The sequence below is a fragment of the Bradyrhizobium sp. JHI2711 genome, assembly GCF_056156565.1.
In genome coordinates this window covers 2,501,374-2,516,375 of record NZ_JBPZPT010000001.1, presented here as the reverse complement: position 1 = coordinate 2,516,375, position 15,002 = coordinate 2,501,374, and the positions used below count along the sequence as shown (strand labels likewise).

Below are 15,002 nucleotides of genomic sequence, written 5' to 3'. Positions count from 1 at the left end.
GCGTGGTGCCTCGATGACGCTCACGAAACCGCAAGGTCCGGTTTCTGTCGGAGGCGCGCCGCTGACTGCGGAGCCGAGCACGGAACAGCGCTGATTACCACAAAATGCCTGCCATATGGCGCTGCGCCTTCCAACCACGTCGGAAACCAACAGTCCACCATCTTGATCGGCAGGCGAGCCGCCTCTCATTGCTCCGCGTGGTTTCGAAAATCCTCTGTGAGTCGCAAGAAGTTCATAAGCAGGACGTGCCCCTGTGACGTAAGTATCGACTCGGGATGGAACTGGACCCCATAAGTGGGATAATAGCCGTGCGTGAAGGCCATGATCTCGCCTTCCTCCGAACGCGCTGTCACTATGAGATTCTGCGCACATGACTGATCAAGCTCGACGATAAGAGAATGGTAGCGTCCGACGTCAAGCGGGGTTGGCAGCCCCTTGAATAACCCTCGGCCGTCATGCGCAATGTACGAGCGCCGACCGTGCATGGGCCGATGCGCACGCGCCACCCGTCCTCCGAAAACGCTTCCAATACATTGATGTCCAAGGCAGATGCCGAGAATTGGTACGCGTCCTGAAAGTTCGCGAACCACTGCTGTCGATATTCCTGCCTCATTTGGGGTGCAGGGGCCGGGCGATATGACCACCGCGCGCGGGTTGAGACCAACGAGCTCGCTGATGCTGATAGCATCGTTTCGGATCACTTCCGTTGCTTCACTGAGCTTGTGGAAATAGCGGGCAATGTTGAACACGAAGGAATCGTAATTATCGATGATGACAATCAAAATGCACCAGCTGGTTCAGAACCAAATGCATCAAAGATTCGCTCTGCCTTGGCGAGCGTTTCCTCGTATTCGGCCTCGGGCTCCGACAGGGCCGTTATACCGCTGCCCGCATGAAACACAGCCAGGTCGCCGTCGATCGTGACCGTGCGGATCGCAATACTTGTGTCCATGTGCCCGTTGAAGCCGATGAAGCCGATCGCCCCACAATAGACCTCTCGCGCTATGCGCTCGATTTCTGTAATAATTTCCATCGACCGCAGCTTTGGCGCTCCCGTAATGGAGCCGCCGGGGAAGCAAGCACGGAGCAGGCTAACGGCGTCTTCGCCTCCGGCAAGTTTCCCCGTAACGATCGACACGAGATGGTGCACTGAGGCATAGGACTCGAGATTGCACAGGGCCGGAACCTCGACCGAATGCGCGGTGCAAACGCGTGACAGATCGTTGCGCAAAAGGTCAACAATCATCGTGTTCTCGGCATGATCCTTTTCGGAAGCGAGGAGAACAGCCGCACGGCGCTGGTCTTCCTTGAAATCAGGAGAACGCGCGATCGTGCCCTTGATAGGTCGTGTCTCGACTTGTCGTCCCTCAAGCTTCAGGAATCGTTCCGGCGAACTTGATGCGATGGTCAGCTTTCCCCATCGCAGCAGGGCCGCAAAAGGCGCTGGATTCAATGATCGTAGCTGGCAATAGAAGGCGAGTGGATCAAACGAGGTCGACAGGCGGGCGCTGAAACGCTGCGCAATATTCGCCTGGAACACGTCACCCGCCAGGATCAAGTCGATCACGCGTTGTACCGCCGCAACGTAGCCCTCGCGGCTGAAGTTCGAGCGCCATGCGCCCGCTTTGCTGGGACAACCCTTCTGTGGCGCCTTTGGACCGGCAAGCAATGCTGCAAACTGGTCGGCTCGACGACGCGCTCGTTCGCTCCGTCGCACCCGATCCTGCTCCGGCCATCCGGTCGAGACGATCCAGCATTTGTTATCCCGGTGGTCGAAGCTGATGACCACATCATAGAAATGCAGGATGGATTGGGGCAAACCCAGACCGGCAATTGCCGGCGCAGACAATCGCTCCAATGTCCTGTTCATGTCGTAGGCAAGGTAGCCCGCCGCTCCTCCCTGGAACGGCGGGAGATCGGGACGATGCTCTTGCGGGTACTTCGCGAGTAGCGTGCGAAGGACCTTCCATGGATCGGCCTCGAGAGTCAGTCCGTTCCAACTGACTTGGCCGTTCGCGACCCTATAGGTGCTGAACGGGTCGCACGTTAGATATGAGTAGCGCCCAAGCAGCTCGTGCCTTGCTACGCTATCGAGAAACGTGAGATGCGATCGATGCCCGAGACGTCGCATCGCTATGACAGGGTCAACCCACTGCAACTCGCGAACGTACATCGTGGTTATCGGTCACCGGCGGCTGACGTCGTGAAAGTGCCGTTCCATCTGTTGGCCCCCCCGATGAGAACGACGCTTGCCTGCGATGGGCCGAAACTTGAGGCCCATTGCCAAGTTAACCAGGCGGTGGACTTTTTGCTGCGACAGCACCTGGATCATCCTGCCGTGGAGGCGCAAGGGGTATCTATGCATCGTAGTCGGCCGCGAACCGCAGCTCGCGGAGCGGTCGGACCCGCTTAATCGACTCCCGGTAGAGATCGTGCGCCTTGTACGCTGCGAGCTCCGCCTCGCTGTCGAACTCACCATAGACCACGACATCGATATCGTTGCCGAGCTGATCGGTCTTGCGGTTGCGGGCAACCTCAAGCCGGCGCGCATGTGGTATCGTGGTGAGAAGCGAAAGACCTTCGATGATATGGTCGATATGCGCCTCGTCCTTGGCGCTGAAGAAGACGATGTGACGAATCATGGCCGTCCGTGGAGATGTCGCTAGTGGGTGGCATAACTATCTGGGAATAGAGCCCGTTGCAATGAGGCTAGTCGCTTGCCGCATGATCGTCGCTTGCGATCGTCGGCGATCCGCAATGAAGCTTGCCAGATTTGCTCAGGGCGCCGGAAGGGCAAGGCGCTCAATGGTTTGAATGTGCCGCGTGAGCAGATTACAGGCTTGATCGACGTTGCGCGTTCGCAAGGCTTGCAGAATCAGGCGGTGATCTTGATTGGAGCGCGGTCGCCAGCCCACCGATCGCGCCATCGCGAACACCAATCGAGAATTGGCAAGCTGCAGTCCATCGAGGCTCGCGAGCAGACGCGGCATTCCGCACGGCGCGACCAAGGCTTGGTGAAAGGCGCGGTTGGCTGTCTCAAACTCCTCGATCGTCTTTGCATTGTCTCCTTCGATCAGGGCGAGCTCGATCTGAGCCAAATGAGCTGTTGTGAGCCTTGGCCCCGAATGGCGCAATGCCACCACTTCGAGCGCGGCGCGCATTTCGGCGATCTCCTTCACTGAACGGGTATCGAGCGGGGAAACCCGAACACCGCGACGCGGCACCGCGACAACAAGATGTTGTGCCTGCAACTGCCGAAAGGCCTCGCGCACGGGGACGTGGCTGGAATTGAATTCTCGTGCCACGTGATCCTGACGGAGTGGCGCGCCTGGCTCTAAGGCGCCGCTGATAATGCGCTCAGCAATTGAGTCCGCGACGCGCGCGACCGTCGTCATGTTGTCACTAGTGATCATAGATTATCTACCGCAATAACCGGTGCATTTGCGAGACAGCTCGATTAGCATCTCTTCGAGGGCAATGACTATAGATAATTGACGCGATTATCTACAATTGAGCGGGATTGGCTTATGGATGCTGCTGCGCAAGTCCAGCGGAAGGAAGCAGGCAACGGGACGCAGGTTCGTTATCATTGGAATGTCGAAGAGGCTAAGGCGCTCTACGACCGTCCTTTTGCCGACCTGATGCTTCAGGCGCAGCACGCTCATCGCAAGAACTTCGATCCAAACCACGTCGAAACTGCGAGCCTGCTCAGCATCAAGACCGGCGGCTGTCCGGAAGACTGCGGCTACTGCTCGCAAAGCGCGCATTACGAGACCGGCCTGAAAGCCACTCGTCTGATGCGTTGCGCCGATGTGGTTGCGACCGCGCAGCGCGCGAAGGGTGCCGGCGCCACGCGCTTCTGCATGGCCGCGGCCTGGCGCACGCCAAAAGATCGCGATCTTGATTCCGTCTGCGACATGGTCAAGGCGGTCAAGGGATTCGGCATGGAAACGTGCGTCACGCTCGGCATGCTGACAACGAAGCAGGCCGCGCGCCTCGCCGAGGCCGGCCTTGACTTCTACAATCACAACGTCGACACATCGCCCGAGTTTTACAGCAAGATCATCACCACCCGCAGCCTGCAGGACCGCATCGATACGCTGGCGCATGTGCGCGATGCCGGCATCAAGATCTGCTGCGGCGGGATTATCGGCATGGGCGAGCGCGTCGAGGACCGCCTGGGTATGCTCGTGCTGCTCGCCAATCTTCCCAACCATCCCGAAAGCGTGCCGATCAACCTGTGGAACAAGATCGAGGGCGTGCCGGTGGAAGACACCGCGGGGCCTCCCGATCCGATCGCGCTGGTCCGGCTGCTGGCGACCGCGCGGATCATGATGCCGAGGAGTGTGGTTCGCTTGTCCGCCGGGCGGCAATACATGACCGATGAATTGCAGGCGCTTTGCTTCTTGGCCGGCGCAAATTCAATCTTCGTCGGCGACGTGCTCTTGACCACCAAAAACCCGAAAGTTGATCGCGACGCGGATCTGCTGGCCCGGCTCGGCATCACGTCCGGGCTCTCCTGACGGAAGCAGTGCGCGCAATATGTTGCCCCCTACATCCAGCCTAGGTGAGAAATGCAGATAACTTTGATGAAGGGCAAAATCCATCGCGCCTCAGTGACCGAAGCTGATCTTCACTATGAAGGCTCGATCTCGATAGATCGTACGCTCCTGGACGCGGCAGGAATGGTGATCAACGAGCGCGTCGAAATCTACAATGTCGAAACAGGGATGCGCTTTGCCACCTACGTGATCGAGGCGCCGCCGATGTCTGGCACGATAAGCCTGAACGGTGCGGCCGCCCGACTGGCGATGCCCGGAGACAAGATCATTATCGTTGCATATGCCTCATTCGACGAGGCCGAAGCAAAGATATTCAAGCCACGCATTGTGCGTGTGGACAGAGACAATCGCATCCTGGCAAGTTGAACCTCCGGCCATCCTTCCTTCTTAAACGGCCAACGCATTTTTTGCGTGATTTGATGCGAGCCTCGGAGTGATGAATGCGGTCAATCCAAACAGCTAGACTTGGTCCCTACGTCGCAGCGTTGAATGCGTTGAACGAAGATAAACGGCTGCGCTGCCTCAAGCCCCGCGTGGGGATCGATTTCGCATCGAACGACTATCTGGCGCTCGGCAACGACTCGCACATCAAAAAGGCGATGGTCGCCGCGCTCGATGCGGGCACTCCGATTGGAGCCGGCGGGTCGCGGCTTCTGCGCGGCAATTGCGAGGAGCATGAACGGCTCGAGACGGAAGCGGCTCAGTTCTTTGGCGCGGAGGCAGCGCTTTTCTTTGGAGGCGGCTACATCGCAAATTTTGCCCTCCTGACAACGCTGCCGCAGCACGGCGATCTGCTCGTTCTCGATTCGCTCGTGCACGCCAGTATTCACGAGGGGGCACGGGCCGGCCGCGCAGAGTGTCGAATTCACGCGCACAATGATCCCCAGTCACTCGAAGACGAAATTCGCGACTGGCGAAACAAAGGTGGGGCGGGCCGCGTCTGGATTGTGGCCGAAAGTCTCTACAGTATGGACGGCGATTTCGCTCCACTCGAAGAGCTGGTGGCAATCGCCGATCGCCACGACGCGTTTCTGATCGTGGATGAGGCTCATGCCACAGGCGCTTACGGGCATCAGGGACGAGGGCTCACGGCCCCTTATGACAGGCGCGAAAATCTCATCGTCGTTCATACCTGCGGCAAAGCGCTCGGTGCGGCGGGTGCACTGGTTACGGCCTCCGGCATCTTGCGCGATTTCATGGTCAACCGCTGCCGTCCGTTTATTTTTGCCACCGCCCCATCACCATTGATGGCCGTTGCCGTTCGAGAGGCACTTCTCACCCTGCAGAAAGAGCCGGAGCGGCAGCAGCGGCTGGCCAATCTCGTTGCGTTCGCCCATCGGCAGATCACCTTGCTTGGTTTGCGCACACCATCGACCTCTCAGATCGTGCCGTACATCGTAGGTGATAATGCTCATGCAATGCGACTTGCCTCTGCTCTGCAGGCGCGCGGCTTCGACATCCGCGGAATTCGGCCGCCAACCGTCCCTGCAGGCACCGCCCGGTTGCGAATTTCGTTGACACTCAATGTTGGGGAAGAGGACGTGCGCGCAATGCTCGATGCGCTGGTTGAGGTGACGAGGGCTCGTTTTGATGAATAAGCGGATCGTCGTGGCTGGTACGGACACCGGGGTCGGCAAAACGGTATTTTCCGCAGGGCTCGCCGGCCTTCTCGGCGCGAATTACTGGAAGCCGGTCCAGGCTGGACTCGAACAAGAGACCGATTCCGAGTGCATCCGCCGCCTCGGTGGCCTCTCGTCCGATCGGATTGTCCCGGAGCTCTACCGACTTCGGACGCCTGCGTCGCCCCATTACTCCGCGGAGATCGACGGTGTTCGCATAGATACAGAGACGCTTCGACTGCCGGACAGCGGCGAGCGGCAACTCGTGATCGAGGGCGCCGGCGGACTCATGGTGCCGCTGACAGCGCGCACTCTTTACATCGACATCTTCGAGCGCTGGCAGCTCCCCGTCGTGCTTTGCGCAAGGACGGGACTGGGCACAATCAATCACTCCCTGCTCTCCATAGAGGCTCTGCGGAAGCGTCAGATTCGAATCCTTGGAATTGCGTTCATTGGCGAAAGAAACGCCGAAACTGAAAGCGCGATTTGCGAGATCGGGAGAGTGCGTTGGTTGGGACGGCTCCCGTGGGTTGTTCCCCTCACGGACGATAGGCTGCAGGCGGCTTTCAAAGACTCCTTTGTTAGCAGCGATTTCCTGAACCTATGAAGATAGCCAGGAGGTCGCCGATCTGGCACCCGTTCACGCAGCATGCTCTACAGCGGGACATGACGAAGGTGCTGCGGGGAGAGGGGGCTTATCTCTACACCGAAGATGGCCGACGCCTTATCGATGCAATCTCCTCCTGGTGGGTCGTGACCCACGGCCATTGCCATCCATGCATCGTGAACGCGATCCGAGAGCAGGCAGGCAAGCTCAACCAGGTCATCTTCGCCGGATACACTCACGACCCGGCTGAGCAAGTTGCGACGGAACTATTGAAGGTCACCTCCCCGGCGCTCGAACATGTGTTCTTCTCCGATAGCGGGTCAACCAGCGTCGAAGTCGCGCTGAAAATGGCGCTCGGCTACTGGCGCAATACCGGAAGACAGCGAACCCAAATTGTGGTGATGCAGCACTCGTACCATGGCGACACGATCGGGGCGATGTCGGTAGGTAGCCGAGGCGTCTTCAATGCGGCCTACGGGGCGCTGATGTTCGAGGTGACCTCGATTCCGTTCCCGGCAAGAGATCGTGAGCAAAGAGCGCTCGATGCGCTTGAAAACGCGTGTAGAAACGAACATCCCGCAGCCTTTATCGTGGAACCCCTGATATTGGGTGCCGGTGGAATGCTGATGTATTCTCCCTCGACCCTAAGAGAGATGAAGCGGATCTGCGAAGCCTTCGACGTCTTGTTCATTGCGGACGAGGTCATGACCGGCTGGGGCCGGACGGGTACCTTGTTTGCGTGTGAGCAGGCCGATGTCATGCCCGATATTGCCTGCTATTCGAAAGGCCTCACGGGTGGGGCGCTGCCGCTCGCCGTCACACTCTGTCGTGCCGATATTTTCGATGCGCATTATTCTGAAGATCGCACACGTACGTTTTTTCATTCGAGCTCATATACGGCCAATCCAGTGGCCTGTGCCGCGGCCAAGGCTAATCTGGACCTATGGCAGGATCAGGAATATCGCTGGCGGCTGGCATCCTTGGCCAGGATGCAAGAGCAGGCACTCGTGCCATTCCGCGCCGATTCACGGTTCGCAAACGTCCGACGCACGGGAACAGTCACAGCGCTTGAACTCAACACGAGCGATGCCGGCTATCTGGCGGACATCGGTCCGAGGCTTTTGGCTTTCTTCCAAGCGCGGAATCTGCTGCTACGCCCACTCGGTAACACGATCTACGTGATGCCGCCTTACTGCGTTACGGCGGCCGACCTTGATGAAATCTATACTGCCATCCGCGACGCTGCTGACTTGCTGATGTGAGATGCACGAGGCTGTGCAATCATCTGCAGCGACAGCATCTTGGAAGGCGAAAGTGTCCGTATTGCTGCCGCTTGATAGTGCAACGAGAATGCAGCACCCAAGGCTCGCAGGCTGATCGTGCTTTAAGCACTTAAGCGCTCCCGACCCCGCTGCCGCAGCAATCCTGCGGGCTAGCCATGAAAGGCGCAGCATTTGGCCGAAATGTCGGGCGAATTGCGTTAACCACGATAGAGAAATCCATTATCTTGAGCAAATTCTCGGCGAGGCTTTCTGCGGAAAGTACTGCTTCGCGAGGCAGCCGCACATCAGAGTCAAGACTCTTGATGGCTGCAAGAACCAGGGAAATGGACCGCCGGGCGACCGCACCTTTGGTGCGCGCGTGGTGCTGTGGTCAGAGGGCAGCGGGGCTTCCCCAAGTAAACGTCTGACAGGAGGCGAGAATGCACATTGGATTCCGTAATTCCCCCGACCATTCAGCCACATGCTGCGCGATATGCGGCGGAAAGTTTGGGCTGATCCGCCATTACTGCTGGCGAACGGCCCTTTGCTCCAAGAAATGCGTCAACCGCTTTAAGGCGCGGCGGGAGGCCGATCAGAATTGGTTGCGACGGGGGCGAGCCGCTTAGGAATGGACTGAGTTGTGCCGGTACGACCCTGGTCAGAGAATTCAAGTGGCCCTCTAGAGCGCGTGGAAATCAAGTGACAGAAACATCGGCAAAAATAATCGACTTCAGAGCCTACAGGGCCAGCAGGCTGGCTCGGTCTGAGCGCCTTCGCGACGACATCTACTCGACCGCGACTCTCGCTGCGCTTACGGCGGCCTGTGACTTTTGGACGTTCCTGGCCTGCCATCCGTTTGCTTTGCTCGGTGCGCCAGCGCGAAAGCGGGAGGCTAACGAGTACCCCTAGGGGGCAGACACGCAGATGTGCCTAAAGACGAAGTCCCCACGCGTGCATCTGCAGCTCGGTCCGGTCGAGCCGTCACCGTTTGGAGAGACTGCAACTAGCCCAGAAACGCGTGCAGATGGTGGCTCGTCGCGAGCGCCGCTCCTCGATTGAGGCCGCGGCTGGCATAGCCGCTGAAACTGCACGGGAAGACGAGCCATCGGGAGGTGAAATCGCGATGAGGAAGGTCTTGTCTCATGGTTGCGCGACCATTGGGCTGTTTTTGCTCTGTTCTCCAGTTCTAGAGAAACTGGGATCTCCATCCTCCATACCATTGACAGGTTTCTCCTGCCTTCTCTAGGAAGCGCCGACGGTGTGTGGGGAGCGGATTCAATATGAGCCACAGTTCAGAGCAGCCTCTAGAGCGTGTCACGATTCCGGCACTGCAGCAGTGGAAGGATAAAGGACGGCGTGTCGTGATGACCACCGCCTACGATGCGGTTGCGACGCGCATCGCGGATCCCATTGTCGATATCATCCTGGTCGGCGATAGCGTTGGAAACGTCTGCCTGGGATTCGACAACACGCTGCCCGTCAGCGTGGCCATGATGAATCATCACCTGGAGGCTGTTGCGCGCACGAAGCCTCATGCCCTGCTTGTGGCCGACATGCCCTTTCTGAGCTTTCATGTCGGTTCTGAGGATACGATTCGCAACGCAGGAGGTTTTCTGCAGCGTGGCGCCGATGCTGTGAAACTCGAGGGTGGTGCCAAACGCATCGATATGGTACGCGCCTTGGTCGATTGCGAAATTCCTGTGATGGGACATCTCGGTCTGACCCCGCAGAGCGTCAACGTCATGGGTGGATTCAAGGTGCAGGGACGGACAACGGATACCGCCTTGCGGCTGCTCGATGACGCCCACCGTCTGCAGGAAGCCGGCTGCTTCGCGCTGGTCCTGGAGGGCATTCCTGCCGAGCTCGCGTCGCGAGCGACCGAATGTCTCACGATACCCACCATCGGGATCGGAGCAGGACCTGATTGCTCGGGCCAAGTGCTCGTGTTTCATGATGTCTTGGGGCTAACCGAAGGTCATCGCCCCAAATTCGTTCGTGCCTATACAAATGGATTCCAGCTGTTCCAGGAGGCGCTGTCGCGCTGGGCTGCCGATATCCGCAAAGGTGCATTCCCGGGCTCGGAGGAGTGCTATCGGCTTCCTGATCAGCTTCGGCATGCCGTCGCCAACTGGGTGCCCTCCAATTCAACCTCAAGGTAAGAAATGCAAGTCATTACGAAGGTCGCTGAGCTGCGTCGCGCCCTTGCAGACGTTCGCAATGCCGATAAGCGCATCGGATTCGTTCCGGCGATGGGATACTTGCACGACGGCCACCTGGCCCTGATCTCGGCAAGCCGGGGACACTGCGACGTCACTGTCGTCAGCATCTTCGTCAACCCCACTCAGTTCGGCCCAAATGAGGATCTCAGCAGGTACCCTCGCGACTTCGCGCGCGATGAAGCGTGGTGCCGCAGTGCCGGGGTCACCATCATCTTCGCGCCAAGTGCAGAGGAGATCTATCCGGCTCAATTTGAGAGCTTTGTCGAGCCGGGCGAACTCGCAAAACCGCTCTGCGGTGCTTTCAGGCCTGGACATTTTCGTGGTGTAGCGACTGTCGTCTGCAAGCTATTCAACATGGTGCAGCCGAACGTCGCGTACTTTGGACAGAAGGATTTTCAGCAATGCGCTGTGATACGCCGCGTGACGGTTGATCTGAATCTTCCGATCGAGATTGTCACTGTGCCAACCGTGCGGGAGCCAGATGGGCTGGCAATGAGCAGTCGCAACCGTTATCTCAGCTCGGAAGAACGTGGTCGGAGCCTTGCGATCAGCCGTGGCTTGTTCGCCGCAGCGCATGAGTTTGCCTCAGGGGAGCGCGATGCGGCAACGCTGATTGCGCTTGCAAGAAAGCATTTGGAAATGGTCGATCGACTGCAGTACCTTGAGCTTGTCGACACTGGGACCCTAAGGATTGCCGAGAGCCCTCTGCGCTACCCGGCGGCACTCTGTGTCGCAGCGTACGTCGGCTCCACTCGGTTGATCGACAATGTAGTCCTATCCCGGTCGCCATCGTAGCTAGATCCGCAAGTGATTGCGCTCACAAACAGTCGAACCGGATGGGTTGGCCCTGAAATCCTCAACATCTCTCGAAGGCGACCCGGAACTGCCCTTTGCGTGCTGAACAACTGCCCCCCCGCTCAACCTCATGATGTCGGCTGAGATCGGCTCTGCCGGCTGACGGGGTGGAGCGAGGCGGGGCCGCTGCCGCGCTGCCGAGAGCAGCCAAGTGCGAGTTCGCTTTCCGTTTTATGATTTCGGCGGCTCGCTTGGACACTCCGGGGCGTTCCGACCGCTTTGCGCGCTTTTTACGACGTCGCGCAAAACAATTTCAGAAAGTCGTACAACCAGCTGTTTGAGGCGCGCAATCTCCTGCTTGCACCGCTTCAGCTCGTGCTGTTCGTCTGTCATCACAGATGGTGTGCGACGATAGCTGCTGCCGAGATGATTCATGTAGCTCCCTTTCCGATTCGACAAACACAGCAGATAATCTGAACAGCCCAGTTGCTTCTCTTCCCTGAACGAGGCGCCTCGGCGTCAGATCAGAGCGTTTCACACGCAGCCCGCGGTGGGCTGGTTGCTAGCTCACTCCCTGCAAAGGGCCTTCGCCCAGGTCGTAGATTCGACGGCACTTTCGGCGACGCCATCTCGCTCGTCGCTCAAGCTCAGTTGCAGTAATGACCCCCAACAATGTGGCCGCGGAATATGCCGCCCTCCGGCTGCATGTGATTGCTCTGGGCGCAGACTGGTAACAAAATGGCAATATCGATTAATGCAACGAGCCGCGCTCTCGCGCTCAAATCCTGCATTGCGGCAGCGCCTCCGATGAATTTTCACGCGACGTTCGCGTCTCCGTGCTGGGGTCCTTCAGCAGGCTTATATGTCCAAAACGCAAGTCGCTACCGAAATCATCCGCCTGCAAGCGGGCATGCCAAAGGAGGTTTGCTCAAAATCGTGTGCTGCCAATACCTGCAATTATGGATCACTAACCACACGCCCATGACCATGAAACTACTTCACGATCGCGCAGACGACCTCCTAAGCTGCATAAAGCCGAAGTTCCCTCAAGAGCGGCCAGGAGGGCGAGTCAAGGGGGCACTTAGCGCGGGCGCCGGATCCTGGCCCGATTTCGTCGCCAGACGCGGGGCGGGCGCTGGTTTTTGACGCAAAGATATGCTTCAACGCATGAATTGAAGTCCCTCTACAGTGCAGGATGCCAAGCGGTCGGGTTTGGAGCCGATAGGGAGGTCTGCGAAAGCGCCTCACCGTATGACGCCGGCGTCCGCGCCTACGTTGCCTCCAAAATCCTGAAGGCCGCCATCAGAGATGAGACGTGCCCCAATCTGCTTAAACAGATCGGTCAGGAAGCTCTTCCAGAGCACCAACGATGTGGCGATTAGATCTAGGACATGGCTTGTCATTGAGGCGAATTTCCAAGTCACAGTGCTGAAGGTCCTGGCCTGCTATCCAGATTCGCGCGCGCCGTCGCGTCGCCTGCGGCATAGCGATCCGGCCAGCTCGCAGAGGTGTATCGTGGTCGCAAATCGATGGCGGCCTAACGTCACCCAAGACGCGGCGTTATCCGATGTGAATCGGTTGGCGCGTTGCTCGCTGCGAGGCCGATCGTTGAAACGAGCTGCTCGCACAACAGGCAGCGCATCCAAGCCTTGGCGCACGCACCCTTGCGCGCCACGATGCCGGTGAGGCGTCACGCTAATAACCTTCGTCCGGAAACGAGGGCGAACTCAGTGTTCGGCGCCGGAGCGCCATCACTCAAGCGAGCGGGTGCGCCATTGCTGTCTACTCCTGTGCGAGCCCCGCAAGTGCCCTTTCAATCACTGTGATGTCTTGACTGACCTGAGCGATCGCTGGCTTCGGATCAACTCCGGTAACGCACTTCAACTGCTGCAGTAGCTCCCGCCGATGCGCCAGAAGGGTCTCCAGCGCGCTGCGGTTGCTTAGTTTCACATAGCCGTCGACGATCAATCCAATCGAAAGAGACATCGAAACTCTCAACCAAAGCTGTTCTCAACGTAGATGCGTATAGCACATCGACAAACGATGTTCAGCTCGTCGGGAGAGAATACTGACGGGCGAGCTTGTTAGCGACAAGCGTCCGGCGCCGGGGGCGTGACCGACTATTCCTTGCGCCTTACAAGCATCCAGCTCTGTTTGAGCGACTAGCCGAGCAGAAGGACGGCTATGGCGAGCCAAAAACGCTGCGGATCGTCGCGAGGGTTGCTAGGCTAGGGGAGGGAATGATATCACGAACTAGCATAGTCTTATCCGCCTGCCGAACGGCTTCCGAGATGCGATGGCAGGCGGCGCGTTGATCGACGACATGCTCGCCTGAATATCTCTTCGTAGAGATTGCGACGACCTCAGGAGCGTCCAGGATGCTCGATGAATATTTGGCCCGCATTCGTGCTCACCGTAACACCATCCACCGCTATTCTCGCCTGCTGAAGTCGAACCTGTCGGATGTCGAACGTCAGTTCATTGAAGGACGCCTCACCGAGGAGCAGGCGGCCCTCGAGTCTCTTTCGGCCGAGACCTTCCCGCTCGCGTTCAGCCTTCCGAAGCGGACGGACATGTCGGCAAGATAGGCGCGGAGCCGCGAACGACGCTCGCATTCGGGACCACGCGATTTCTCGCCGACGGCATCATCATGGGCTCGCGACCCGGCAAATAATCGATGATATCCGCCCGCTGTCGGCCCAGCCCCAAGACCTAATCTGCTGACCTGCACATGAGTTCATTCGGCTCGGGTATCAGCTGCTCAATCTATATCGGCTTTTGCCTTAGAAAGCCGAACTATTCGACCGGTTCTCGCTCCGGACCCGTTTGTATTCGGCCATATCTCGACAATTTGTTAGATTGGCTACACGCCCAGCCAAATCGTTCTCACTCGCTTGCCAGCTGAGACAGCCACAACTTCATCTTTCATCGGCCTGCCACCACGGCATGAGATTTGCTCTACTGGCGGCGAGAGGCACAGCAAGGAGGGAAACGACTTGCCAAATCTGCGATTGGAGACAGTTTATGTCGCCGGCAATATCTCCAGCAGCATTCTGGGGAATCCAAAGGTAAGCGGCGGCACCACGCCAAAGGTGGAACATCAAATTGGTACGCGTCGATCGGGCTCGGCTGCGAAATACCCTCGCGCCGATATTTTCCCTAGTCGCCGTCGGGCAAATGGCAGGCCTTTTGCGTGTAGCCGATCCCATAGGACTGCTGCACGGGCTCTTCGCGACCGACGGTTGGTTGTTTCGACGGACCGCAGTCGGCAGCGCGACAGGGAAGTCGCAGTTCCGGGGCAGAACAACGGCCTCCAGCTTTTGGATCAATCACTTCAACCTGCACCGGGCGATCGAACACTATGATTGTGCGTAGCCTGCGCGACGTCGAAGCAACCGATCACTTCGTCGATTGGGGCAATGGTACTAGCCACCGCCTTCTGACCGATAAGGACGGCATGGGTTTTAGCATCTGCCACACCGTGGTGCGCGCTAACACCGTTTCGCTTCTGCAATACCGGAATCATCTCGAAGCCTGCTACTGCATCGGCGGAGAGGGCGAGGTCGAGGACATGGACGGCAATGTCTTTCCCATTCGCAGGGGTGACATGTATGTGCTTGACAAGCATGACAAGCATTTCCTGCGCGGGGGACGGAACAACGACATGATCCTCGTAAGCATCTTCAACCCGCCCCTTACCGGAACCGAGCGCCACAAGCTCGACGACCCGGCGGGCTCCACATATTGAGTGATGCGAAGAAACGCCAATACAACATGAACTGCCGCTAATTGCGAGATACATTTACTCGAGCAATCCAGCGCTGCCTCGTATCGCACGCGGACCTCAGAAAAAGTCTTTGTTCCGGTTTTACGAAAGGCGCACGCGATGCGCTTCGGCGGAGCTGACAAAATACTTTGGCATTCCAGGTCCATTTTCC

General features: G+C 58.3%; 15 protein-coding genes. 9 read left to right on the top strand and 6 right to left on the bottom strand.

From position 1 onward, the window contains the following. Positions 1-185: 185 nt before the first annotated feature. From ACTEK7_RS11790 to ACTEK7_RS11775, 4 genes are all read right to left on the bottom strand, one after another. Positions 186-782 (bottom strand): anthranilate synthase component II, encoded by a 597-nt coding sequence (locus ACTEK7_RS11790; RefSeq protein WP_225130879.1) that lies wholly within the window; start codon positions 780-782, stop codon positions 186-188. Next, positions 779-2,173, bottom strand: a complete 1,395-nt coding sequence (gene pabB, locus ACTEK7_RS11785; protein WP_225130877.1) for an aminodeoxychorismate synthase component I — start codon at positions 2,171-2,173, stop codon at positions 779-781. The genes ACTEK7_RS11790 and pabB overlap by 4 nt, the downstream gene beginning before the upstream one ends. A 184-nt stretch (positions 2,174-2,357) precedes the next feature. Continuing rightward, the gene (locus ACTEK7_RS11780) at positions 2,358-2,642 is read right to left on the bottom strand and encodes a Dabb family protein (protein ID WP_225130875.1); all 285 of its coding nucleotides are present in this window, start codon (positions 2,640-2,642) and stop codon (positions 2,358-2,360) included. Between the two features lie 135 nt (positions 2,643-2,777). Continuing rightward, on the bottom strand, positions 2,778-3,413 hold the full coding sequence (locus ACTEK7_RS11775) for a GntR family transcriptional regulator (RefSeq protein ID WP_225147981.1): 636 nt from the start codon (positions 3,411-3,413) through the stop codon (positions 2,778-2,780). A gap of 114 nt (positions 3,414-3,527) precedes the next feature. Between ACTEK7_RS11775 and bioB the strand changes: the two genes are divergently transcribed. The 7 genes from bioB (at position 3,528) to panC (ending at position 11,064) form a co-directional block, all read left to right on the top strand. After that, the gene (gene bioB / locus ACTEK7_RS11770; RefSeq protein ID WP_225130863.1) at positions 3,528-4,523 is read left to right on the top strand and encodes a biotin synthase BioB; all 996 of its coding nucleotides are present in this window, start codon (positions 3,528-3,530) and stop codon (positions 4,521-4,523) included. 51 nt (positions 4,524-4,574) lie between these two features. Next, complete coding sequence (gene panD, locus ACTEK7_RS11765) at positions 4,575-4,928, top strand: aspartate 1-decarboxylase (RefSeq protein WP_225130861.1); 354 nt, start codon at positions 4,575-4,577, stop codon at positions 4,926-4,928. A gap of 74 nt (positions 4,929-5,002) precedes the next feature. Next, entirely contained in the window at positions 5,003-6,160 is a 1,158-nt protein-coding gene (locus ACTEK7_RS11760; RefSeq protein ID WP_225130859.1) for an 8-amino-7-oxononanoate synthase, read from the top strand. Further along, entirely contained in the window at positions 6,153-6,788 is a 636-nt protein-coding gene (gene bioD, locus ACTEK7_RS11755) for a dethiobiotin synthase (protein ID WP_225130857.1), read from the top strand. The genes ACTEK7_RS11760 and bioD overlap by 8 nt, the downstream gene beginning before the upstream one ends. Next, complete coding sequence (locus tag ACTEK7_RS11750; protein WP_225130855.1) at positions 6,785-8,050, top strand: adenosylmethionine--8-amino-7-oxononanoate transaminase; 1,266 nt, start codon at positions 6,785-6,787, stop codon at positions 8,048-8,050. The genes bioD and ACTEK7_RS11750 overlap by 4 nt, the downstream gene beginning before the upstream one ends. Before the next feature lie 1,280 nt (positions 8,051-9,330). Beyond that, entirely contained in the window at positions 9,331-10,209 is an 879-nt protein-coding gene (panB, locus tag ACTEK7_RS11745) for a 3-methyl-2-oxobutanoate hydroxymethyltransferase (RefSeq protein ID WP_225130853.1), read from the top strand. Positions 10,210-10,212: 3 nt separating this feature from the next. Further along, the gene (gene panC / locus ACTEK7_RS11740; RefSeq protein WP_225130843.1) at positions 10,213-11,064 is read left to right on the top strand and encodes a pantoate--beta-alanine ligase; all 852 of its coding nucleotides are present in this window, start codon (positions 10,213-10,215) and stop codon (positions 11,062-11,064) included. A gap of 231 nt (positions 11,065-11,295) precedes the next feature. Here panC and ACTEK7_RS11735 read toward each other — a convergent pair whose 3' ends face one another. Further along, the gene (locus ACTEK7_RS11735; RefSeq protein ID WP_225130842.1) at positions 11,296-11,499 is read right to left on the bottom strand and encodes a hypothetical protein; all 204 of its coding nucleotides are present in this window, start codon (positions 11,497-11,499) and stop codon (positions 11,296-11,298) included. A 1,347-nt stretch (positions 11,500-12,846) separates the two neighbouring features. After that, positions 12,847-13,050 (bottom strand): hypothetical protein, encoded by a 204-nt coding sequence (locus tag ACTEK7_RS11730; RefSeq protein WP_225130840.1) that lies wholly within the window; start codon positions 13,048-13,050, stop codon positions 12,847-12,849. Between the two features lie 392 nt (positions 13,051-13,442). Between ACTEK7_RS11730 and ACTEK7_RS11725 the strand changes: the two genes are divergently transcribed. Both ACTEK7_RS11725 and ACTEK7_RS11720 read left to right on the top strand, forming a co-directional pair. Beyond that, complete coding sequence (locus tag ACTEK7_RS11725; protein WP_225130838.1) at positions 13,443-13,652, top strand: hypothetical protein; 210 nt, start codon at positions 13,443-13,445, stop codon at positions 13,650-13,652. A gap of 773 nt (positions 13,653-14,425) precedes the next feature. Continuing rightward, on the top strand, positions 14,426-14,812 hold the full coding sequence (locus ACTEK7_RS11720; protein WP_225130830.1) for an ectoine synthase: 387 nt from the start codon (positions 14,426-14,428) through the stop codon (positions 14,810-14,812). Positions 14,813-15,002: the final 190 nt, after the last annotated feature.